The following is a 19,555-nucleotide window of genomic DNA, read 5'->3' as shown; positions in this document are numbered from 1 at the left end:
CTTGATGGGTCGATGCATCTCTTCCCCTGGTGACCACAAAAAAAGCATAATAGCGTCATGTTGACTGCATCAAATTTAAACGGCGTCCGGCATGGTTTTTTCACCCGTCAGGGTGGCGTCAGTGCCGATGGTGTTGGTGATATGGACGGGCTGAATTGTGGTTTTGGTTCCGATGACAGTCCTGAAAGTGTTGCCGAGAACCGTCGTCTTGCTGTTGCCCGGCTGGGCGTCCAGGGCTGCGATCTTGTGACCGCCTATCAGGTTCATTCGGCCAAGGTGGTCAGGGTGACGCGAGCCTGGGCACCCGAGGATGCGCCGCAGGTCGACGCCATGGTCACAGGCGAGAGCGGTATGGTGCTGGGCATTCTGACCGCCGATTGCGCACCGGTATTGTTTGCTGATCGGACCGCCGGCATCATCGGCGCCGCCCATGCCGGTTGGCGCGGGGCCAGGGCAGGGGTTGTCGAAGCCTGCATTGATGAAATGATTGCCATGGGTGGCACGCTTTCAAATATTGACGTCGCTATCGGCCCCTGCATCGCTCAGGCGTCTTATGAAGTGGGACCTGAGTTCTATCAGGATTTTATGGACGAGGATGCCGCCCATGATGATTTTTTCAAGGCCTCGAAGCGGCCCGGCCACTTTCAGTTTGATCTTTCGGGCTATATCGAACGGCGCTTGTCGAGGCAGGGGCTGGCTTCGGTGACGGCGCTAAACGTCGATACCTGCGCCGATCCTGAACGCTTCTACAGTTACCGCCGCTGTACCTTGAACGGCGAAAAGGATTATGGTCGGCTGTTGTCAGCGATAGTGATAGAGGACTGAATCCGTGGCCCTGCATTTCAGCGAACAGGAACTGGCCGAACGCCGCAAGCGGACGTGCGCCGAAATGGCTGAGCGCGGTCTCGACGGTTTGCTGATTTTCCGTCAGGAAAGCATGTTCTATCTGAGCGGCTACGACACCTTCGGTTATGTCTATTTTCAGTGCCTTTTGTTAAGCGCCGACGGGGCCATGACCCTGCTGACCCGAGCGGCGGATTTGCGTCAGGCCCGTCATACCTCTGTCATTGAAGATATCCGTATCTGGGTCGATGGCCCTGACGCTGACCCGGCCCGGGAACTGGCGCAGATACTTGATGGCCACGGCCTGAAGGGCAAGCGGCTGGGCGTCGAGTGGGATTCCTACGGGCTGACCGCCCTGAACGGTCAAAAGCTGAGCGCCGCCCTGGACGGCTTCTGCACTTTGGAGAATGCCTCCGACCTGGTCACTCGCCTGCGGCTGGTCAAAAGTCCGGCAGAGATCGCCTATGTGCGTCGGGCTGCGGAACTGGCCGATGACGCCCTGGACGCGGCGGTAGCGCTTGCCGGTCCCGGCGCTTTTGAAGGCGATATACTGGCGGCCATGCAATCCGCCGTGTTTCGTGGCGGCGGCGATGACCCGGCCAATGAAACCATTATTGGCTCAGGCCCGGACGCCCTGCTGTGTCGTTATTTCACCGGCAGAAGGCATCTCGACCCTGCCGACCAGCTGACCCTGGAGTGGGCCGGGGTGTATCGTCATTATCACGCCTGCATGATCCGGACGATTAGCATCGGGCCGCCGCCGGATCGACAACTGGCGTTGTATGACGCGGCCCGCGAGGCCCTTGAAGCGGTCACCGCGGCGCTGGTTCCCGGTCGCCCTGTCGGCGAGGCTTTCGATGCCCACGCCACGGTTCTTGACCGGCATGGTCTGGCAGCCCATAGGCTCAATGCCTGTGGTTATTCGCTGGGCACCACCTTTGCCCCCAACTGGATGGACTGGCCGATGCTTTATCATGGCAATCCGGTGCTTGCCGCCCCGGACATGGTCTTCTTTCTGCACATGATTATTTTCGACAGCGACGCCGGTGTGGCGATGACCCTTGGCGAAACCGTGCGGGTCACTGATACGACGCCGGAACGCCTTTCCCGGTCCTCGCTGGACATGATCAGGAAGTAAACCAACATGCCCTACCTGTTGTTCATGTTGCTGGTTCCTGTCGTTTTCATGCTTGTCATGTGTGTTGCGGGGTAGGCGATGCGTCTGATTTTGCCCCTGTTGGTGTTGATGCTGGCGGCCTGTACGCCGAGCGAAGTCCCGTTGACCTTCGAGCCCCTTGAAGCGCGGGTTGAGGTCGCCAAGATGACCGATGTGCGTGTTGAACTGGTTCAGGGGCCGGCCCTGCCAATGGCCAAATTGCTGTCCAGCGCCGTCGCCGCTGGCCTCATCGAGCACGGTGTGAAGACCTCTATCAAGGACAATGAGATCAGCCGTTATGTGCTTAAAGGCGAGGCAAAAGCCAATTGGGATGACGCCCGGGTTCCCTTTGTCATGCTGATCCACTGGACCCTTGTTGATCTTAAGGGCGATAGCGTCGGCGATTATACCCAGGGCGTGCGCGGGGCGCGTTGGAAATGGGAATACGGTGACCCGCGAATTATCCGGGCCGTCGGCAACGGTGCGGCCAAGCCGTTGGCGGCGATGATCATTGATGATGTGGAAGACCCACTGCCGGTGTTGTTGCTAGGGGCGGGAATTCTGGTGGGTCCGGTGAGCGGTGCGCCCGGCGATGGCAACGACGCCCTGCGGCAGGCTATTGTCAGCGCCCTGCGCGAGGCCGATGTTTCGATTACCGAGGATAAACGTCAGGCCAGCTTGATGCTTTCGGGTCAGGTCGGCATCCAATCCCTGCAGACAAATCAGGACAAGATACTGATTGTCTGGCGAGTCCTGACCATGGATGGTTTCGAGGTTGGCCGGGCGACCCAGGAAAATGTCGTGCCAGCGGGGAGCCTGAACGGTCCTTGGGCAGGGCAGGCCGAAAACGTCGCCGCTGCCGCGCTCATCGGGATCGAACGGATTCTCGGCGCAGACAATAAACGGGCGACGCCTTCATCGGTCGGCCAGCAGGGAACGCCACCACCGGCACCCGATTTACAGCGGATTCCGGGGCGTGCCCCACCACCGCCTGAATAAAAATCACCTTTCCTTGGCCAACAACCCTGAATCCCGTTTACAGGCGGTTTGAAAAACATCGTGACCTTCATCGGGAACTTATCGTTGATGTAAATGATCAAGCTAAAAAATGGGGTAACGAACAGAATCTGGAAAACCTAAATCAACTTCGTAAATTTTTGAAGAACTGGCTGTTCGATCATATCCTTAATGAGGATATTAAAATAACGTCTTCCGCCAAGGGTAGGGAGCAGGATATTAGGAAAGATCTGGAAGCCTTGGATTAAATAACAAGGCAATGTATCCTTCCGGATCGATCATTTTAAAATGAACAAGGTCGCTCATGGCAAAGACTATATTGATCGTTGAAGACAATGAATTGAACATGCGGTTGTTCGATCAACTTCTAAAATCCAATGGCTATGATACGATCAAGTCGGTTGATGGGAGTGATGCTGTTGATCTTGCAAAAGATCAGAACCCAGACCTCATCATTATGGACATCCAACTACCGGGACGCTCTGGTCTTGAAATTACCGCCGATTTAAAGGCGGATAACAACCTCAAACACATACCTGTTGTTGCCGTAACTGCTTTTGCTATGAAGGGCGATGAGAGCAAAATACTTGAAGCGGGATGTGACGACTACATAGCCAAGCCGATAAGCGTTCCCGTCTTCCTTGATACAGTGACAAAGCACCTGTCGTAAACCTTCACAAAGTTCCGGTTTGGGTCAACAGCAGCCCTTTTCACCAGCCTTGAAAGAGGTCCCCTCTACCGCCTCATAGCAGACGTTTTCCAGATTAATGTCCGCTTACACGCGGCTCAATTCATTGTTATCTGTATGCTCAAACACCTTACCGTAAATATCGACAAGTGTCGTTTGTGCATAAGTCATCTTTCCGCTACCAACGGTGATTTTTTGACGAAATTCCAAGGATGATGCTTTTTTTCTCATAAAGGGCGACTGAATAATTCCCCATTCCGGATCACCAAGTTTTGCTGATAATTCCAAAACGATATGCCCTTCATCATCTGTTTCGTCCGAATATACTCCACCCGCAATAACGCTGACGGCGCGTGGAATAACAAAGGAATGCATGACAGTTTTATTTGCAGCGTTCCAGATCCAATATCCCGTTTGGTCGTGAAAGGCTTCGTCATTTGATTTCCGCTTTACTATCTGGCGGTAGTAGACGGCGGCGAGTTTTTGTTCTTCGGCGTTACTCAGATCGCCGATGTCTTCATATGTTATCGTCTCATAATAGGGGTTGTGTTCCTCTCCATCAGGTTCGGGGGCTATATCGGTACCCTGATCTCCTTTCCAGCAACCCAAAAGCTGTATAATCGGGCCATAATCGACATCGGAGTGATTAGCCATTTTTGTTCCTGTCTTCTGTCAGAGTTAAAGGTGTTTCACAGAGTACCAAATTAGCGAATGGGGTGCACAAAAATAGACCGTAGAATGTCCGGGATGGATCAATAGTAGGGCTAGAGAATTCATTGCCAGGATGGATGGGATGAGTACGAAGTAGGAACAAGCTGATACGTCTTACACGAAATTGACAAGAAATTGACACGCGAGACATTTTTTACAGGTTCGTTGCGTCTTTGCAGCACCATTCAAATCATCTGTAACCTATAGTGGTTATGGGTTGCAGGAGATTTGAGTGTTAATTTGGGGTGAACGTGAGATACCCGTTTACAGGGGCTGGGGACGCTGATAGATTTCGCCCTGTTCCGGGTTGGACGACCAGATTCTTATGATGCCGCCGTGTGATTCGGCGACCAGATCTGGATTAAGGCCCCAGGGGGAACCGCCAAGATGAAAATTCTTGCCTGCAACTCAAACAGGCCACTTTCCGAAGCTATTTCTGCATATTTGAATCTGCCATTGACGAAAGCCAGCGTCCGCCGTTTTTCGGATATGGAAATCTTTGTCGAGATTCAGGAAAACGTGCGCGGCGAGGATGTCTTCGTCATTCAATCCACATCATACCCGGCCAATGACAATCTGATGGAACTTCTGGTTGCACTGGACGCGCTCAGGCGTGGCTCGGCGCGCCGCATTACCGCCGTCATTCCTTATTTTGGCTACGCCCGTCAGGACCGTAAATCCGGGCCCAGGACGCCGATTTCAGCCAAACTTGTCGCCAACCTGATCACCACCGCCGGTGCCGACAGGGTGCTGACCATGGACCTGCACGCGGGCCAGATTCAGGGCTTTTTCGACATTCCCGTCGATAACCTGTTCGCCGCCCCGGTGCTGACCAAGGATATTGCAGACACCATGAACGGCGAAGATTTGGTTATCGTCTCACCCGATGTGGGCGGCGTTGTTCGCGCCAGATCGTTGGCCAAGCGCCTGAATGCGGACCTGGCGATTATTGATAAGCGGCGCGAACAGGCCGGTGTTTCGGAAGTCATGAACATTATCGGCGAGGTCGATGGCCGCCGCTGCATCCTGATCGATGATATCGTCGATTCGGCGGGCACCCTATGCAATGCCTCCGTGGCGTTGAAGGCTAAAGGCGCCTCATCGGTCTCTTCTTACGTGACCCACGGGGTTCTGTCCGGCGGTGCTGTTGCCAGGGTCTCCTCATCCCCGATGGATAGTCTTGTTATCACCGATTCTATCCAGGGAACCGAAGCGGTTCGCATCTCCCACAACATCAAGCAACTGACCATCGCCCCGCTGATCGCCGAAGCGATCAGCCGCATCAGTGACGAAAGCTCGGTCTCTAGCCTGTTTGAGTGAGGGCCTGGATGTCGGCCCAGTGCGCTAAAACCCTTAATTTTCGGCTTTCAGTGTTTGACTGTTGGCTGACATCCCTTTAAAAGACACGCCACTCCTTGATGTGCCTGTTTTCAGGCGCAATCAAAACCGTCGACACCCCTGGAGGTCGACAATTTAGAAACGGATTTTTAGGAGACTATTCCAATGGCTCAAGCCGCTACTATGAGTGTCGAGCTGCGCGAACGGGCAGGTAAGGGGGCAGCCCGTGCCATACGCAGGGCTGGTCGGGTGCCAGCCGTTATCTACGGCAACAAACAAGACCCGGTTATGATTTCCCTCGAACCTGTTGAACTGATGATGCAGTTAAGGGGCCCCGGCTTCTTCTCGCGCGTCTATGAGCTTGAAGCAGGTGGAAATAAACACCGCGTCCTGCCCCGTGATTTGCAGCTCCACCCGGTCACTGACCGGCCCATTCACGTCGATTTCATGCGTTTCAGCGCCAAAACACGCCTCAACATTGATGTCGCCGTGATTTTTGAAAACGAAGAGGAATGCCCCGGCTTGCGTGGTGGCGGTGTGCTTAACATCGTTCGCCATGATATTGAACTTTTGTGCTCGCCCGACAGCATTCCCGAAAGCCTGATTGTCGATCTGACGGGTCTTGAAGTCGGCGACAGTGTTCACATCAGCGCCATCAAACTGCCCGACGATGTCGAGCTGACCATCACCGACCGTGACTTTACCGTCGCCACCATCGCCGCCCCGACCATCAACGTCGAGCCTGAAGAAGAAGAAGGCGAAGAGGGCGAAGAGGGCGAAGAAGGCGTCGAAGGCGAAGAAGGTGAAGAAGGTGCAGAAGGCGGCGAAGGCGAGGGCGAAGGCGAAGAACGCGGGTCTAAGGACTAATCCTTTTGCCCCGCAGGAGCCATCATCATGCTGCTGCTTGTTGGCCTGGGTAACCCCGGTGGGGACTACGCCAGGAACCGTCACAATATTGGATTTATGGCGGTGGACGAAATCGTCCGCCGCCATTCCTTTCAGCCATTCCGCGCCAAATTCAATGGTGCGCTTGCCGAAGGACGCATCGGCAATGCCAAGGTGCTGGCCCTGAAACCTGCCACTTATATGAACGAAAGTGGTCGTTCGGTTGCGGCGGCTGCCAACTTCTACAAAATAGATCCCGCCGACGTTCTGGTTATTCATGACGAGCTTGATCTGGAAGCGGGAAAGCTCAAGCTTAAATCAGGTGGCGGCCATGCCGGTCACAACGGCTTGCGTTCGATCCACGCACACTTAGGCGAAGGTTACCGCCGCCTGCGGCTGGGCATCGGCCATCCGGGTGACAAGTCGCAAGTCACAAATCATGTGCTCAAGGACTTCGCCAAAGCCGACCAGCAATGGCTTGAGCCGCTGCTTGTTTCCATCGCCGATCATATTGATATGGCCTTGCAAGGCGATGACGCCGGATTTTTGAACAAGGTCGCGCTCAATACAAACCCGCCAAAAAATAAAAACAAAGACGAAGGATAACGAATCATGGGTTTTAATTGTGGCATCGTCGGCTTGCCCAACGTTGGTAAATCGACCCTGTTCAACGCATTGACGGCGACGGCGGCTGCCGAGGCAGCCAACTTTCCGTTTTGCACCATCGAGCCCAACACCGGTCGGGTGGCGGTTCCTGACGAGCGGTTGGACAAGATTGCCGCTATTGGCCAGTCGGCCAAAATCGTTCCGACGCAACTTGAATTTGTTGATATTGCAGGGTTGGTGCGCGGCGCCTCCAAGGGTGAGGGGTTGGGCAACAAGTTTCTTGCCAATATCCGCGAAGTCGACGCCATTATTCATGTGCTGCGTTGCTTCGAGGATGAAAACGTCACTCATGTTGAAGGCGACATCGGCCCTGTCCGGGATGCGGAAACCGTTGAGACAGAACTGATGCTGGCTGATCTGGAAAGCCTCGAGAAACGTGTCACGCCATTGACCAAGAAAGCGCGCGGCAACGACAAGGAGGCGAGCGCCCAGCTTGCCATGGTCGAGCGTGTTCTGGCGGTCTTGGGCGAGGGCAAACCGGCCCGCACCATGGACATAAGCGCAGATGACAAGCGGGTTTTTGAGATGCTGCACCTGTTAAGCGGTAAGCCTGTTCTCTACGTTTGCAACGTCGAAGAGGACGCGGCGGGCGAAGGCAACGCGCAATCGGAAAAGGTCGCCGAAATGGCGACGGGTCAGGGGGCCATTTCGGTCGTTATCTCGGCCCGTATCGAGGAGGAAATCTCGGCTCTGGGCGACGCCACCGAACAGCAGGAGTTCCTTGACGCCATCGGCCTTCAGGAAACCGGCTTAACAAGGGTGATCCGCGCCGGGTACGAGCTTCTGCATCTGATTACGTTCTTCACTGTCGGGCCAACGGAAACCCGCGCCTGGACCGTGCCCGCCGGTTCAAAAGCACCGCAAGCCGCCGGGGCCATCCACACGGATTTTGAAAAGGGTTTTATCAAGGCCGAAACCATCGCCTACGACGACTTCATCGCCTGTAACGGTGAACAGGGGGCCAAGGAAGCCGGAAAAATGCGCCAGGAAGGCCGCGACTACACAACCCAAGACGGCGACCTGATGTTGTTCAGGTTTAATGTTTGAGGCAGTAAACTTACTGAGTTTTATTTTTCATTTCAGGTTCTAAAGGCTCCCCGGCTGCGATTTTGACCTTAATTTCCTTTATTGTATTTTCGATTCCGACAAACCGGTCTGCATTGGAAGGGTGCGATGTTGCCATGGAAATACCTTGTACATTTTTCAAAGACATTCGCCGCCAGAAGTGGGACGATTTTTCAATTTCATGCCCCGATGCGGCCATGATGTAGAGGCCGACGTAATCCGCCTCCGCCTCGAATGCTGCCGAGAATGCGCCACCACCGGCACGCATAGCCATGTCGGTAAATTGTCCCTGTGTGTTTATCCCTGCCAGTGCTCCCAGCAAGTCAACGATGAAGCCACCTGCTCCGGCAATCACCGCATTCTGAGTTTTTGATTCTACATGTTTCATCGTGTTGTGAGCGAGTTCGTGTGAGAAAACCAGCACCACTTCCTGATCGGTTCGGAAGAAATCCATCAAGCCTTTATGAAAGGTAATGGTTTTTCCATCGGCAAAAGCGTTTAAGTCATCCTGGGGATCAAGAACGATCTGATAATCGCAGGCTTTCTCAGGATAAATGGTGAGTGTCAGATCATTTTCGTCGCGTCGAACCTTGAATTCGATGGGGTCTTCGTTTTTTAAAATATCTTTAAGCTTTTTGTCGAAATTTTTCTTCGCCGTCTTGCCAACGGGAACTGACCAGTCATTCACAGTTATTAAGACATCGCCAATTTTCAACCCGCCAACAGCCGCAGCCGCACCTGGGGCAATGTAGGTAACTTCAAGAATATCTGATAATCCATAAACAGATCGAAAAGCCTCTTCCCATTCTTTTTTTAAGCCAGTAGCGGACCCGGCGATCATGCCGGTCTGGAAGGAGGTTTTCTCGCAAAACGAGATGCTATTGACAAGGATGGGGTAACCGATACGGAACAACCGTTGATCGGCCTCGACCCAATCCTGAACAACGAGCTCACGTTGTTTTTTTGCTTCAATTTCAGCGGCAACTGAATCAACTTTATTAATGCTCGTCTGTGGAGTAGCACAAGCAGAAAGGATAAAGATCGTGACAATTGAGAGGGTGCGTAGAGTAGACATCTGATAATTCTCGATGGGTGCGAAGTCTGTGAAAAAGAGATTAATATTCGTAATATTCGACCATAGGTTACAAATTTATGTTTGTCGAGAAATCCCCCACCCTTGCCAATGTCCAGGCCATGCCCAATACTGGGAGCCTGTAACAATCCGAAAAGGAAAAGCTCATGGCTGAGAAAATTACGGGTGGCTGCCAGTGCGGGGCTGTCAGGTATGAATGTAATGCAGAGCCGATGTTTGCCGGGCATTGCCAGTGTACCAATTGCCAAAAGTTCAGTGGCACCGGTCATGCCACCAACATGATGTTACCGAAAGACGCCTTCACGGTAACCGGCGAGGTAACGTGTTACGAGTACACCGCCGATAGCGGCAACACCATGACCCGCTTTTTCTGCTCCAAATGCGGCTCGCCGGTTTACGGTGCCAGCAGCGGCAATCCGGCCGGTGTCATGGTGCGTGTCGGCGGCCTGGACGACCCTGCTATTTTCGAGGCCAATTTCTCGTTGTATGCCGAAAGCGCCCAAAGCTGGGATGACATTGATCCGTCAATCAAGACGTTCCCCGGGATGCCGCCAAAGCCTGCTGATTGATCAGGGTTTTACGACCGGGTTGCCTGCCTTGATCCAGTTCTCGATGCCGTTTGTGACGTTGTAGATGTTGGTGTAGCCAAAACGGTCACTTAAACCCTCCGACAGCATGGCCGTGCGGTTACCGGTGCGGCAGATCAGGATTACCGGTTCATCCTTCTTGACGGTTTTGGCCAGTTCCTCGATGAATTCGCGGCGCAGGCGGCCAGATTTCTTGAACGATTCAATCAGGATTGATCCCTCAACAACACCGGTTTCCTGCCACTCCTCCGGATGGCGAACGTCGATCAGCTTGATCCCCTTGGCCTGTAATGCTTTCAGTTCGGCGTTGTCGATGTTGTTAAATGTCGGCGGCGCCACGGCCAAAAGTTCGACCTGGAAGCGGAGTTTTGATCCCGGCGGGATAACATTTCCCGCGCCGCGCTTTCCGTAAGCCAGATGCGGCGGAATGATCAGTTCGCGTTTGCCGCCAACCTTCATGCCCTTGACGCCCAGGTCCCAACCGGGAATGACCATGCCGGCCCCCAAAGTGAAGACGAAGGGCTGCTTGCCGATACTGGAATCAAACTGGGTCCCATCCATCAGCCAACCCGTGTAGTTGACCGTCACCTTGGCCAGATTACTCGCCTCATCACCGCTGCCAACGACTTGGTCGGTGATGGTCATTTCTTCTTCGCCCGCCTGTGCGGCCAGCGGGGTAAGAAGCAATATAATGGCGAAAAGAGCAGCTTTTTTTAAAGTTTTCATAGTCTTTCTTTCTTAAGAGAGCAGGAAGTGGGCGTGCGCTGTGGCGACAAGTTTTGCCGGGTCGTTCTGCCAGGCCTGAACCCGGACGTTGGCGATGCGCTGGCCCTGTTTGACCAGGACAGCGCTGGCCTGGGTATCCATGGCCCGGCACGGGCGCAGAAAATCGACAGATATATTGATAATGCGCGGGATCGTCTTGATATCCAGTTCAAACAGCAATTGAAAAATCGCCGCATGTTCCATAAGTGCCGCCACCGTGCCGCCGTGCAGCACCCCCAATTGGTAATTGCCGATGTTGCTGTCCTGGTGGCGCAAGCGGGTCACCATGGCATCGTCTTCAACCGCGCACTGAAGACCAAGAACACGGGTATAGGGAATAAGCTCGCTTATTGATGCATAATCGCCCTGTTCCTTGAGCCTTTGGATGTCTTTCAGCATGGTTAGCCCGTCCCTTGTCCGCCGGAGGTGAACCCGGCGGCATTGAGCATGAAGGTGGCGATGCAGTGGGCAATGGGGTCGGCGTTGTCGCCGTGGTGGGCTGTGGCGCGCACGAAAGCGACGGATCTGCTTAAGCGAAAACAGTCGGCATCGGCGTAAATGGCGTCGCCGGGGCGGGCCGGTTTCAGGTAGTCGATTCGCAGATCAAGGGTCGCAACCGGGGTTGTCGCAGAAACTGCGGACATCGCCGTCAGCCCCGCGACGGTATCCAGAAGGGTCGAGATCACACCGCCATGGACGACACCGGTTTCCGGGTTACCGGCCAGCCGCTCATGATAGTCCAGGCGCATGGATGTCCTGCCAGCCTCAAGGGCGGTGATGTTGATTCCCATTTCACGGCAATGGGGGATTTTCGAGAACATTTCAGCCAGTTGATTCAGGTCGGCGGTTTCGGGCATGGCGGGGGTTCGGCTTTACGTGTTTCGGAGGGAGCGGAGTATAAGACTCTTTTTCGAGTTTGCAAAAACCTGTCTTGAAGCGGACGTCGGAACCTGAAAAACTGTCAATTAGTTGATCATCAGCAGTTTTCAAGGAAATGGGGGAATTTATGTCGGAACCGGGAACGCCCACAGTCATTGGCGTCATTGGCGGCAGTGGCATTTACGATATTGAAGGACTGGAAAACACGCGCTGGGAGAAGGTTTCTTCACCCTTCGGCGAGCCGTCCGACGCGTTGCTCATGGGCGAACTGGACGGTCAGAAGATGGTTTTTCTGCCACGCCATGGCCGCGGCCATCGCATTCCACCGGCGGAACTGAACTTTCGCGCCAACATCGACGCCTTAAAAAGGGTCGGCGTGACCGAAATTATCTCGGTCAGCGCCTGTGGTTCCCTGAAAGCGGAGTTGCCACCCGGTCATTTTGTTATCGCCGACCAATTTATCGACCGCACCATTGACCGGGCGAAAAGTTTCTTCTCCACCGGTCTGGTCGCCCATGTCGGCCTCGGGCATCCGGTTTGCGGCCGTCTTGGCGACGCCCTTGAAGCGTCGATCAAGGAACTGGGCATTCCCTACCAGCGCGGTGGTACGTACCTGGCCATGGAAGGACCGCAGTTTTCGACCCTCGCCGAATCCGAACTGTATCGCTCGTGGGGCTGCGATGTTATCGGCATGACCAATATGCCGGAGGCCAAACTGGCCCGCGAGGCGGAAATGTGTTACGCGACCGTCGCTATGGTCACCGACTTCGACTGCTGGCACCCGGACCACGATCATGTCACCGTCGACGCCATCATCAAGGTGCTGCTGGATAACGCCGACAAGGGCCGCTCGCTGGTCAAACAGGTCGCCCCCAGCCTAAGTGGACGAACGGATAGCTGCTCATCAGGCTGTCACACGGCCCTTGAATGCGCCATCATCACAGCACCCGAAGCCCGCGACCCGGCCATGGTCGAAAAGCTTGATGCGGTCGCCGGTCGGGTGTTGAGAGGATGATCGTTAACGGAAATCCGACCCGTACCATTTGGCTTGGTGATAACGGTGAAACGGTCGAGATCATCGACCAGACCCGATTGCCGCACGAATACATCGTCGTCGCCATGGACACCCTTGAAGACGCCGAAAGGGCGATTTTCGATATGCTGGTTCGCGGGGCGCCGCTGATCGGGGCGACGGCGGCTTATGGCATGGCCCTGGCGATGCGCGGCGATGCCTCCGACGACGGCCTTGAAAACGCCTACAAGGTGCTCTACGCGACCCGCCCGACGGCGGTTAATCTGCGCTGGGCGCTGGATGACCTGAAGGCCCTTTTGGCGCCGCTACCGGTTGATCAACGACAGACCGCCGCCTACGCGCGAGCTGTGGAAATCTGCGACGAGGATGTGGAGATTTGCTCGTCGCTGGGTGAACACGGACGTGGAATTATCGAGAAAATCTGGAACGACAAGGGCAAACCGGAGCGCATCAATGTGCTCACCCATTGCAACGCCGGTTGGCTGGCGACGGTGGACTGGGGCACCGCACTGGCCCCGGTCTACAAGGCCCATGACGCCGGTATCCCGGTTCATGTGTGGGTTGATGAAACCCGGCCGCGCAATCAGGGGGCGTCGCTTACCTGTTGGGAACTGGGCCAGCACGGCGTCCCCCATACACTGATCGTTGATAACGTGGGCGGCCACCTGATGCAGCACGGCATGGTCGACGTGGTGATCACCGGCACCGACCGGACGACGGCGGCGGGCGATGTCTGCAATAAGATCGGCACGTACTTGAAGGCGCTGGCGGCTTTTGATAACGATGTCCCGTTTTATGTTGGTCTGCCGGGACCGACCATCGACTGGACGATCAAGGACGGTGTCCGCGATGTGCCCATCGAAGAGCGCGATCCCGGCGAGGTCACCCGGTTGGTCGGTCTGACTGATGATGGTCGCGTCGATACGGTGACGATCTCGCCAAAAGACAGCCCGGCCGCCAACTTTGCCTTCGATGTCACGCCGGCGCGGCTGGTTACCGGCCTGATCACAGAACGCGGCGTTGCCGAAGCCTCTGAAGCAGGTTTGGCGGCGCTGTATCCGGAGCACGCATGAGCAACGATCATTCAGAAAAAAGACAGTTTCCCCGCCACGAGTTGCACAAAAATGTGCGCATCGAAATCGGTAACGAAGTGATTGTTGGTGAAACGTCTGATATTTCCCAGGGCGGCGTCTCGGTGGTTGCCGAAAACCACCTCAGCAATGATGCCTTCGTCCATATGCACATTGAAACCATCGGCGAGATGACCGGCCACGTCGTCAGGACGAGCGATGACAGCTTTGCTGTCAGGTTCGATCCGGTTGAAGAAGAGCGCATTCGCCTGGCCAAACATTTGAAATCCATGTTTGAGAAAGATGAATGAAAAACAACTGGTCTGAAAAAAACGCCAAAGCGGCGATAAAAGATGCCAGGCAGGGCGCTGATCTGGCCCTGTGCGTTTATGCCACGCGCCTGTTGGGCGGCGATCCGGCACTGGTTCTGCACGGCGGCGGCAACACTTCGGTTAAGACGACCCTGAAGGATATCCATGGTCGCGATACGGAAGTGCTTTACGTCAAGGGAAGCGGTTACGATATGGCGTCCATCCAGACGCAGGGATTTACGACTTTGCGACTTGAGCCCCTGCACGACCTGTCTCGGCTTGACGCCTTGTCCGACGCCGAACTGACAACTGCTGTAAAGGCGGCGATGATGGATGCCAGCCAGCCTATGGCGTCTGTTGAAACCCTTGTTCATGCCTTCCTGCCCCATAAGTTTATTTTTCACAGCCACGCCAACGCCGTCCTGGCCCTGACCAACCGCTCTGACGGTGAGGACTTAAGCGCACAGGTGTTTGGCGACAAGGTCGCCGTTGCGCCCTACACCATGTCTGGATTCGCCCTGGCCAAAACCGTATTGCAAGCCGGTGACGCTGAACAGGGCATCCTGATCCCCCGCCATGGCCTGTTTACCTTTGGTGAGACCGCCCAGCAGGCCTACACGCGCATGATTGATCTGGTCTGTGTGGCAGAAGAATATTTGGCCACGTCTGCAAATCGTGCCCTCAAATTGGCAAAAATTCCAGGTAAATTGGCCCCCGTCACTGAGGTAGCGCCAATCTTGCGCGGTTTGTGCGCCCTGTCTGACGCAGAAACCGCAACCTTCAAGAATTTCATTCTGGAATTTCGTGATGGTCCGGATGTCGTGGCCTTCGTCAACGGGGCCGATGTCGAACGTTACGCCAACGCCGGTAATGTGACGCCGGATCATGTCATTCGCATCAAACCCCGCCCCCTTATCGTGCCGCCCCCCGAAGCCGGAAATCTTGAGGCTTTCGCCAAGGCGGCGAGGGTGGCCATGGAGGCTTATGAAAATCAATACCAGGCCTATTTCGAACGTTATAGTGAAGGTTCACAAGTCATGCTTGATAACAAACCCCGTGTCATTCTGGTTCCGGGACTGGGCTTGTTCGGGCTTGGTCGATCAACCGGGGAGGCAGTCGTCGCCGCCGATCTGGCAGAATGCACGGCAGGGGTGGTGATGGCGGCTGAAGGTCTGGGTGATTTTGAAGGCGCTGCCCAGTCTGACCTGTTCGATATTGAATACTGGGCCCCTGAACAAGCCAAGCTGCCATGGCAAGACGAAAAACCGCTTGTCGGGCAGGTGGCGGTGGTGACCGGGGCTGCTTCGGGCATTGGACTTGCGACGGCGCGCCTGTTTGCCGATGCCGGGGCGGCGGTGGCGGTACTTGATCTTGAAGGTGACGATGCCGAAAAAGCGGCAGCCGAATTTGCAGGCCTTGGCCTGGCATGTGATGTCACCGATGGGGATGCGGTCGAGGCCGCCATGGCAAGGGTAACCGGGGCTTTTGGCGGCATTGATATTGTCATTTCCAATGCCGGTGCGGCCTGGCAGGGGCGTATTGGTGACGTTGACGAGGCGGTGCTGCGGCAAAGCTTCGAGCTTAATTTCTGGGGCCATCAAAAGGTAGCCCAGGCGGCTGTCAAGGTCATGAAGGCGCAAGGCACAGGCGGCTGCCTGTTGTTTAACACCTCCAAACAGGCGCTCAATCCGGGTAAGGATTTCGGCCCCTATGGCCTACCCAAGGCGGCGACGCTGTTTCTGATGAAGCAATACGCCCTTGATCACGGGGCCGATGGTATCCGCAGCAACGCCGTTAACGCTGATCGTATCCGCTCCGGGCTGTTGTCCGATGATATGATTGCGGCGCGCTCCAAAGCTCGGAAGTTAAGTGAAAAGGATTATATGTCCGGCAATCTGTTGGGCCGCGAGGTGAGCGCCCTTGATGTTGCGCGGGCGTTTCTGCATTTGGCGTTATCACCCTCGACAACCGCTGCGACTCTGACCGTTGATGGCGGCAATATTGAGGCATCGCTAAGATAATTTTTTTGAATTTAGGAGAATAAACATGGCTGACAAAGACGGCATCAAAGAAGGCAAGGATTTCGGCATCGGCATCCCCCAGGAAAACAAACCATTTCATGTCAAGGGGGCAGGCGCCCTGGACTGGGGTATGCAGAACCGGCTGGGCCGTATTTTCAACCCGGACAGCGGGCGCACTGTGATGCTGGCTTTCGACCATGGCTACTTCCAGGGTCCGACATCCGGCCTGGAACGCATGGACCTGACAATTGTCCCCCTGATGGAGCATGCCGACGTTTTGATGTGCACGCGCGGCGCTTTGCGGGCCATCGTTCCGGCGTCCATCAACAAGCCGGTGGTTTTGCGCTGTTCGGGTGGTCAAAGCATCCTCAGCGAGCTGTCCAATGAGACCATCGCCGTCGATATAGACGATGCCATCCGCCTCAACGTCGCCGCCATTACGACCCAGATATACATCGGCGCTGAATACGAACATAAATCCATCGCCAATTTGATCAAGCTGATCGACAGCGGCAATGGTTACGGCATCCCGACCATGGCCGTCACCGGCGTTGGCGCAGACATGAAGCGCGATCAGCGCTATTTCCTGCTGGCTACCCGCATCGCCGCCGAACTGGGGGCTCATTACGTCAAGAGTTACTACTTCGACAAGGGTTTCGAAAACGTTTGTGCCAGCTGTCCGGTTCCCATTGTCATTGCCGGTGGCAAAAAATTACCGGAACTTGAGGCGCTGACAATGGCTTACAAGGCCATCGATCAGGGCGCGGCAGGTGTCGATATGGGCCGCAATATCTTCCAGGCCGACAGCCCTGTGGCCATGATCCAGGCGGTTCGTGCGGTGGTTCATGAAAATATGCGTCCCAAGAAAGCCCTGGACCTGTATCAGACCTTGTTGGCCGAAGAAAAGAAGAAGAGCAAAAGGCAGGCGGCCAGAGCCAAACGACGGAAATAGGGTGCTGAGAGACCTTATCGACGGTTTTGATCACGCCCTTGTCGGGGTTGCCGATCTTGAGGCGGCGCGGCTTGACTGGCAGCGGCTTGGCTTCACCACCTGCCCGCGCGGCAAGCACATCGGCTGGGGCACGGCCAATTACTGCATCATGTTCGCCGTTGATTATCTTGAACTGCTGGGCATCGTCGACGCCAGCCAGTTCACCAATAATCTTGATGCATTTCTGGAAAGTCATGGCGAGGGTTTGCTCGGCATGGCCTTCGCCAGTTCCGATCTTGAGGCGCTTGCGGAAAAACTGGGTGGTCAGCCGCAAGACCTGAAACGGCTACTGGAATTACCAGATGGTACTGTCGAGCCGCGTTTCAGGCTGCTCCATCCCCCTGCCGGAACATTACCGGGCTTGTCCGGGTTCTTTTGCCGGCACCTGACCCCGGAACTGATGCGCCGCCCCGAATGGCTGATCCATGCAAATGGCGCCAGGGGCATCGCCTGGATGAGCATCGCCGTGCAGGACGTGGCTGCGGCCACTGTCGCCTATGGGCAGGTACTTGGTGCGGACTTTGTCAGCCGCAAGGTGTGTCTGGTTCAAGCAGAGGACGGTGCGGGGCTTAGCGATCTTGGCATTGAGGTGGCTGACCTTACGGCCACTGCGGTGTTCTTTGATGATGCGGGAATTTCATATACAGAGGACGGCGAAGGTTTGTCCGTGCAGCCACAGCACGCCAACGGCGCTAGGCTACATTTTATCTGTTCCTGATAATTCGTCTGTTCCTGATAATCAGGAAAATAATCGCCGCCGCAGCCAGTGTGATGGGCGGAATAGCCGCCAAATTCACCGTCCGCCAATCGAAGAAGTGCAATATCGTGCCCGAAGTCAGCGAGGCCAGGGCGACGGTTCCAAAAACCATGAAATCGTTCAAGGCCTGGACCTTGGCCCGTTCTTCGGGTTGATAGGTTTCGGTCAGCAGGGTAGAAGCACCGATGAAGGTGAAGTTCCATCCCAGGCCAAGGGCGAACAGCGCCACCCAGAAGTGAGTCACCGTTTCCCCTACAAGGGCGGCGATGATCGCCCCGGCGAGCAATATGGTGCCTGAGAACATGACTTTTCGCACCCCAAAGCGGACGATCAGCGATCCTGTGAAAAAGGCCGGCGCAAACATGCCGATCAAATGCCACTGGATGACAAACGAGGCGTCGTGAACCATATAGCCGTGGGCGACCATGGCAAGCGGCGTCGCGGTCATCAGCAAACTCATAACGCTATAGCCGATCATGCCGACGAAGATGGCGGCCAGAAGTTCCGGATTGCGGACGATTTCAGTCAGGGGTCGACCGCTTGAGCTGCGCTCGGCAATATCGGGGCGGGGGATGTCAATCAGGGTCAACATCAGGATTGCCGTTGCCGCCAGTATGGCCACGGTTACAAAAGAGCCAAGAAAGGGTATGACGTTGATATCAAAGGTATAATTAGTTAAAAGCGGGCCTGTGAAAGCGGCGACGATGCCGCCTGAAATGACCAGCGAGATGGCCTTGCCCTTGAAGTTGGACTCGGCCACATCGGCGGCGGCGAAACGGTAGTATTGGGCGAAGCCGCCGTAAGTGCCGATGGTCCCGGTGCCCAAGACAAATATCCAGAAATTCGACTGTTGAATACCGTAAGACGCAATAAGCGCGCCGATCACGCCAAATGTTGCACCAATCATAAAACCCGGTTTGCGACCAATTCGTTTCATCAGCAACGATGCGGGAATGGTTGTCAGGGTGGTGGCGATAATGATCACCGAAATGGGCAAAGTCGCCAGTGCCTTTTCTTCGGTCAGGTCGGCCCCGACAAGGCCTGCGAGAATAAACATTATCGACTGCCCGGTTATGAACAACGCCTGACAAAGGGCAAGCACAGTGACGTTACGATGATCGCGGGACAGGTGCATTTATTTTCCAATGACCGCTTGCGGAGCGGCTTTGATCATTATCAAGGCGGGGCTGCCCCTTTTTAGTAGAATATAGACTTCAATTAAACGGATTTTTCATAATCGAAACAATAATTTCTAACTGTAAGAAAATACCATGACGACGGCCAAATCCCTGATCCTGATCGCCCACGAGGCAATGGCAGATCAATTGGTCAAGCTGATCAAGACCAATCGGCCAATTTTCGAGTCCTACCGCCTGTTATCAACGAAGGAAACAGGTGCCATCATTGAAAAAGAGTTGGGGCTTGAAGTTTCCGCCCTTCATTCAAATTCCCAGGGTGGCGAGATTCATCTGTGTGGACTGATTTGTACGACGGGTGTCATCCGGGCGGTCTTCTTTCTGCGTGATCCGCTGGCCACAGGTGAGCGTCAGCCCGATATTTCACCTTTCTACAGGGTTTGTGACCTGAACAAGGTGCCGCTGGCGACAAACATCGTTGCGGGCGCAGCGTTGATGCCCTGGTTGGGGCGCAAGGAGACAAATGAAGATTCCTGAGTGCGA

22 protein-coding genes are annotated in these 19,555 nt (G+C 55.2%); 16 read left to right on the top strand and 6 right to left on the bottom strand.

The window, feature by feature from the left end:
• Positions 1-57 precede the first annotated feature (57 nt).
• The 4 genes from pgeF to HOL66_04860 all read left to right on the top strand — a co-directional run bounded on the left by pgeF (position 58) and on the right by HOL66_04860 (position 3,686).
• Positions 58-825, top strand: coding sequence for a peptidoglycan editing factor PgeF (gene pgeF / locus HOL66_04875; protein MBT5243556.1), 768 nt, complete (start codon positions 58-60; stop codon positions 823-825).
• 4 nt (positions 826-829) lie between these two features.
• Positions 830-1,981, top strand: a complete 1,152-nt coding sequence (locus HOL66_04870; GenBank protein MBT5243555.1) for an aminopeptidase P family protein — start codon at positions 830-832, stop codon at positions 1,979-1,981.
• Between the two features lie 78 nt (positions 1,982-2,059).
• A complete protein-coding gene (locus tag HOL66_04865; protein MBT5243554.1) occupies positions 2,060-2,998 on the top strand; it encodes a hypothetical protein in 939 nt (312 codons plus the stop codon).
• A 322-nt stretch (positions 2,999-3,320) separates the two neighbouring features.
• The gene (locus HOL66_04860) at positions 3,321-3,686 is read left to right on the top strand and encodes a response regulator (protein MBT5243553.1); all 366 of its coding nucleotides are present in this window, start codon (positions 3,321-3,323) and stop codon (positions 3,684-3,686) included.
• Positions 3,687-3,791: 105 nt separating this feature from the next.
• On the opposite strand, the gene HOL66_04855 is transcribed toward HOL66_04860, so the two are convergent.
• Entirely contained in the window at positions 3,792-4,358 is a 567-nt protein-coding gene (locus tag HOL66_04855) for an FABP family protein (protein ID MBT5243552.1), read from the bottom strand.
• Positions 4,359-4,802: 444 nt separating this feature from the next.
• On the opposite strand from HOL66_04855, the gene HOL66_04850 reads away from it, so the two are divergent.
• The 4 genes from HOL66_04850 to ychF all read left to right on the top strand — a co-directional run bounded on the left by HOL66_04850 (position 4,803) and on the right by ychF (position 8,351).
• Entirely contained in the window at positions 4,803-5,735 is a 933-nt protein-coding gene (locus tag HOL66_04850) for a ribose-phosphate pyrophosphokinase (protein ID MBT5243551.1), read from the top strand.
• 183 nt (positions 5,736-5,918) lie between these two features.
• Positions 5,919-6,620, top strand: a complete 702-nt coding sequence (locus tag HOL66_04845) for a 50S ribosomal protein L25/general stress protein Ctc (GenBank protein MBT5243550.1) — start codon at positions 5,919-5,921, stop codon at positions 6,618-6,620.
• Positions 6,621-6,647: 27 nt separating this feature from the next.
• Positions 6,648-7,244: an aminoacyl-tRNA hydrolase gene (locus HOL66_04840; GenBank protein ID MBT5243549.1), complete on the top strand. Its 597-nt coding sequence runs from the start codon at positions 6,648-6,650 to the stop codon at positions 7,242-7,244.
• A 6-nt stretch (positions 7,245-7,250) separates the two neighbouring features.
• Positions 7,251-8,351 (top strand): redox-regulated ATPase YchF, encoded by a 1,101-nt coding sequence (gene ychF, locus HOL66_04835; protein ID MBT5243548.1) that lies wholly within the window; start codon positions 7,251-7,253, stop codon positions 8,349-8,351.
• A gap of 10 nt (positions 8,352-8,361) precedes the next feature.
• On the opposite strand, the gene HOL66_04830 is transcribed toward ychF, so the two are convergent.
• Positions 8,362-9,444: a M48 family metalloprotease gene (locus tag HOL66_04830; GenBank protein MBT5243547.1), complete on the bottom strand. Its 1,083-nt coding sequence runs from the start codon at positions 9,442-9,444 to the stop codon at positions 8,362-8,364.
• 164 nt (positions 9,445-9,608) lie between these two features.
• On the opposite strand from HOL66_04830, the gene HOL66_04825 reads away from it, so the two are divergent.
• A complete protein-coding gene (locus tag HOL66_04825) occupies positions 9,609-10,031 on the top strand; it encodes a GFA family protein (protein MBT5243546.1) in 423 nt (140 codons plus the stop codon).
• Here HOL66_04825 and HOL66_04820 read toward each other — a convergent pair whose 3' ends face one another.
• From HOL66_04820 to HOL66_04810, 3 genes are read right to left on the bottom strand one after another with little or no spacing between them, the layout of a single operon-like run.
• Positions 10,032-10,775: a peptidylprolyl isomerase gene (locus HOL66_04820; GenBank protein ID MBT5243545.1), complete on the bottom strand. Its 744-nt coding sequence runs from the start codon at positions 10,773-10,775 to the stop codon at positions 10,032-10,034. It abuts the gene before it with no gap.
• 12 nt (positions 10,776-10,787) lie between these two features.
• Entirely contained in the window at positions 10,788-11,213 is a 426-nt protein-coding gene (locus HOL66_04815; GenBank protein MBT5243544.1) for a PaaI family thioesterase, read from the bottom strand.
• Positions 11,214-11,215: 2 nt separating this feature from the next.
• Positions 11,216-11,671: a PaaI family thioesterase gene (locus tag HOL66_04810; protein ID MBT5243543.1), complete on the bottom strand. Its 456-nt coding sequence runs from the start codon at positions 11,669-11,671 to the stop codon at positions 11,216-11,218.
• Positions 11,672-11,820: 149 nt separating this feature from the next.
• On the opposite strand from HOL66_04810, the gene HOL66_04805 reads away from it, so the two are divergent.
• From HOL66_04805 to HOL66_04780, 6 genes are read left to right on the top strand one after another with little or no spacing between them, the layout of a single operon-like run.
• On the top strand, positions 11,821-12,708 hold the full coding sequence (locus tag HOL66_04805; GenBank protein MBT5243542.1) for an S-methyl-5'-thioadenosine phosphorylase: 888 nt from the start codon (positions 11,821-11,823) through the stop codon (positions 12,706-12,708).
• Positions 12,705-13,799 carry an S-methyl-5-thioribose-1-phosphate isomerase gene (gene mtnA, locus HOL66_04800; protein MBT5243541.1) on the top strand — a complete coding sequence of 365 codons (1,095 nt, stop codon included), beginning with the start codon at positions 12,705-12,707 and terminating at the stop codon, positions 13,797-13,799. Before HOL66_04805 ends, mtnA begins: the two co-directional genes overlap by 4 nt.
• A complete protein-coding gene (locus tag HOL66_04795; protein ID MBT5243540.1) occupies positions 13,796-14,107 on the top strand; it encodes a PilZ domain-containing protein in 312 nt (103 codons plus the stop codon). The genes mtnA and HOL66_04795 overlap by 4 nt, the downstream gene beginning before the upstream one ends.
• Complete coding sequence (locus tag HOL66_04790) at positions 14,104-16,128, top strand: bifunctional aldolase/short-chain dehydrogenase (protein MBT5243539.1); 2,025 nt, start codon at positions 14,104-14,106, stop codon at positions 16,126-16,128. The genes HOL66_04795 and HOL66_04790 overlap by 4 nt, the downstream gene beginning before the upstream one ends.
• Before the next feature lie 25 nt (positions 16,129-16,153).
• Complete coding sequence (lsrF, locus tag HOL66_04785) at positions 16,154-17,080, top strand: 3-hydroxy-5-phosphonooxypentane-2,4-dione thiolase (GenBank protein MBT5243538.1); 927 nt, start codon at positions 16,154-16,156, stop codon at positions 17,078-17,080.
• Position 17,081: 1 nt separating this feature from the next.
• Positions 17,082-17,837: a VOC family protein gene (locus HOL66_04780; GenBank protein MBT5243537.1), complete on the top strand. Its 756-nt coding sequence runs from the start codon at positions 17,082-17,084 to the stop codon at positions 17,835-17,837.
• Here HOL66_04780 and HOL66_04775 read toward each other — a convergent pair.
• Complete coding sequence (locus HOL66_04775) at positions 17,824-19,011, bottom strand: MFS transporter (GenBank protein MBT5243536.1); 1,188 nt, start codon at positions 19,009-19,011, stop codon at positions 17,824-17,826. The two genes, HOL66_04780 and HOL66_04775, sit on opposite strands and share 14 nt — an antisense overlap.
• Positions 19,012-19,147: 136 nt before the next feature.
• Between HOL66_04775 and HOL66_04770 the strand changes: the two genes are divergently transcribed.
• Positions 19,148-19,549 (top strand): methylglyoxal synthase, encoded by a 402-nt coding sequence (locus HOL66_04770; GenBank protein ID MBT5243535.1) that lies wholly within the window; start codon positions 19,148-19,150, stop codon positions 19,547-19,549.
• Positions 19,550-19,555: the final 6 nt, after the last annotated feature.

The organism is Rhodospirillaceae bacterium (assembly GCA_018662005.1).
In the GTDB taxonomy this organism is placed as follows: Bacteria; Pseudomonadota; Alphaproteobacteria; order Rhodospirillales; family JABHCV01; genus JACNJU01.
This window is presented reverse-complemented; position numbering and strand designations above follow the sequence as displayed.

Excerpts from the sequence above, each read along its gene's own strand:
- pgeF (MBT5243556.1), top strand. The coding sequence starts at position 58 with ATGTTGACTGCATCAAATTTAAACGGCGTCCGGCATGGTTTTTTCACC.
- HOL66_04865 (MBT5243554.1), top strand. The coding sequence starts at position 2,060 with ATGCGTCTGATTTTGCCCCTGTTGGTGTTGATGCTGGCGGCCTGTACG.
- HOL66_04860 (MBT5243553.1), top strand. The coding sequence starts at position 3,321 with ATGGCAAAGACTATATTGATCGTTGAAGACAATGAATTGAACATGCGG.
- HOL66_04855 (MBT5243552.1), bottom strand. The coding sequence starts at position 4,358 with ATGGCTAATCACTCCGATGTCGATTATGGCCCGATTATACAGCTTTTG.
- HOL66_04850 (MBT5243551.1), top strand. The coding sequence starts at position 4,803 with ATGAAAATTCTTGCCTGCAACTCAAACAGGCCACTTTCCGAAGCTATT.
- HOL66_04845 (MBT5243550.1), top strand. The coding sequence starts at position 5,919 with ATGGCTCAAGCCGCTACTATGAGTGTCGAGCTGCGCGAACGGGCAGGT.
- HOL66_04840 (MBT5243549.1), top strand. The coding sequence starts at position 6,648 with ATGCTGCTGCTTGTTGGCCTGGGTAACCCCGGTGGGGACTACGCCAGG.
- ychF (MBT5243548.1), top strand. The coding sequence starts at position 7,251 with ATGGGTTTTAATTGTGGCATCGTCGGCTTGCCCAACGTTGGTAAATCG.
- HOL66_04830 (MBT5243547.1), bottom strand. The coding sequence starts at position 9,444 with ATGTCTACTCTACGCACCCTCTCAATTGTCACGATCTTTATCCTTTCT.
- HOL66_04825 (MBT5243546.1), top strand. The coding sequence starts at position 9,609 with ATGGCTGAGAAAATTACGGGTGGCTGCCAGTGCGGGGCTGTCAGGTAT.
- HOL66_04820 (MBT5243545.1), bottom strand. The coding sequence starts at position 10,775 with ATGAAAACTTTAAAAAAAGCTGCTCTTTTCGCCATTATATTGCTTCTT.
- HOL66_04815 (MBT5243544.1), bottom strand. The coding sequence starts at position 11,213 with ATGCTGAAAGACATCCAAAGGCTCAAGGAACAGGGCGATTATGCATCA.
- HOL66_04810 (MBT5243543.1), bottom strand. The coding sequence starts at position 11,671 with ATGCCCGAAACCGCCGACCTGAATCAACTGGCTGAAATGTTCTCGAAA.
- HOL66_04805 (MBT5243542.1), top strand. The coding sequence starts at position 11,821 with ATGTCGGAACCGGGAACGCCCACAGTCATTGGCGTCATTGGCGGCAGT.
- mtnA (MBT5243541.1), top strand. The coding sequence starts at position 12,705 with ATGATCGTTAACGGAAATCCGACCCGTACCATTTGGCTTGGTGATAAC.
- HOL66_04795 (MBT5243540.1), top strand. The coding sequence starts at position 13,796 with ATGAGCAACGATCATTCAGAAAAAAGACAGTTTCCCCGCCACGAGTTG.
- HOL66_04790 (MBT5243539.1), top strand. The coding sequence starts at position 14,104 with ATGAAAAACAACTGGTCTGAAAAAAACGCCAAAGCGGCGATAAAAGAT.
- lsrF (MBT5243538.1), top strand. The coding sequence starts at position 16,154 with ATGGCTGACAAAGACGGCATCAAAGAAGGCAAGGATTTCGGCATCGGC.
- HOL66_04775 (MBT5243536.1), bottom strand. The coding sequence starts at position 19,011 with ATGCACCTGTCCCGCGATCATCGTAACGTCACTGTGCTTGCCCTTTGT.
- HOL66_04770 (MBT5243535.1), top strand. The coding sequence starts at position 19,148 with ATGACGACGGCCAAATCCCTGATCCTGATCGCCCACGAGGCAATGGCA.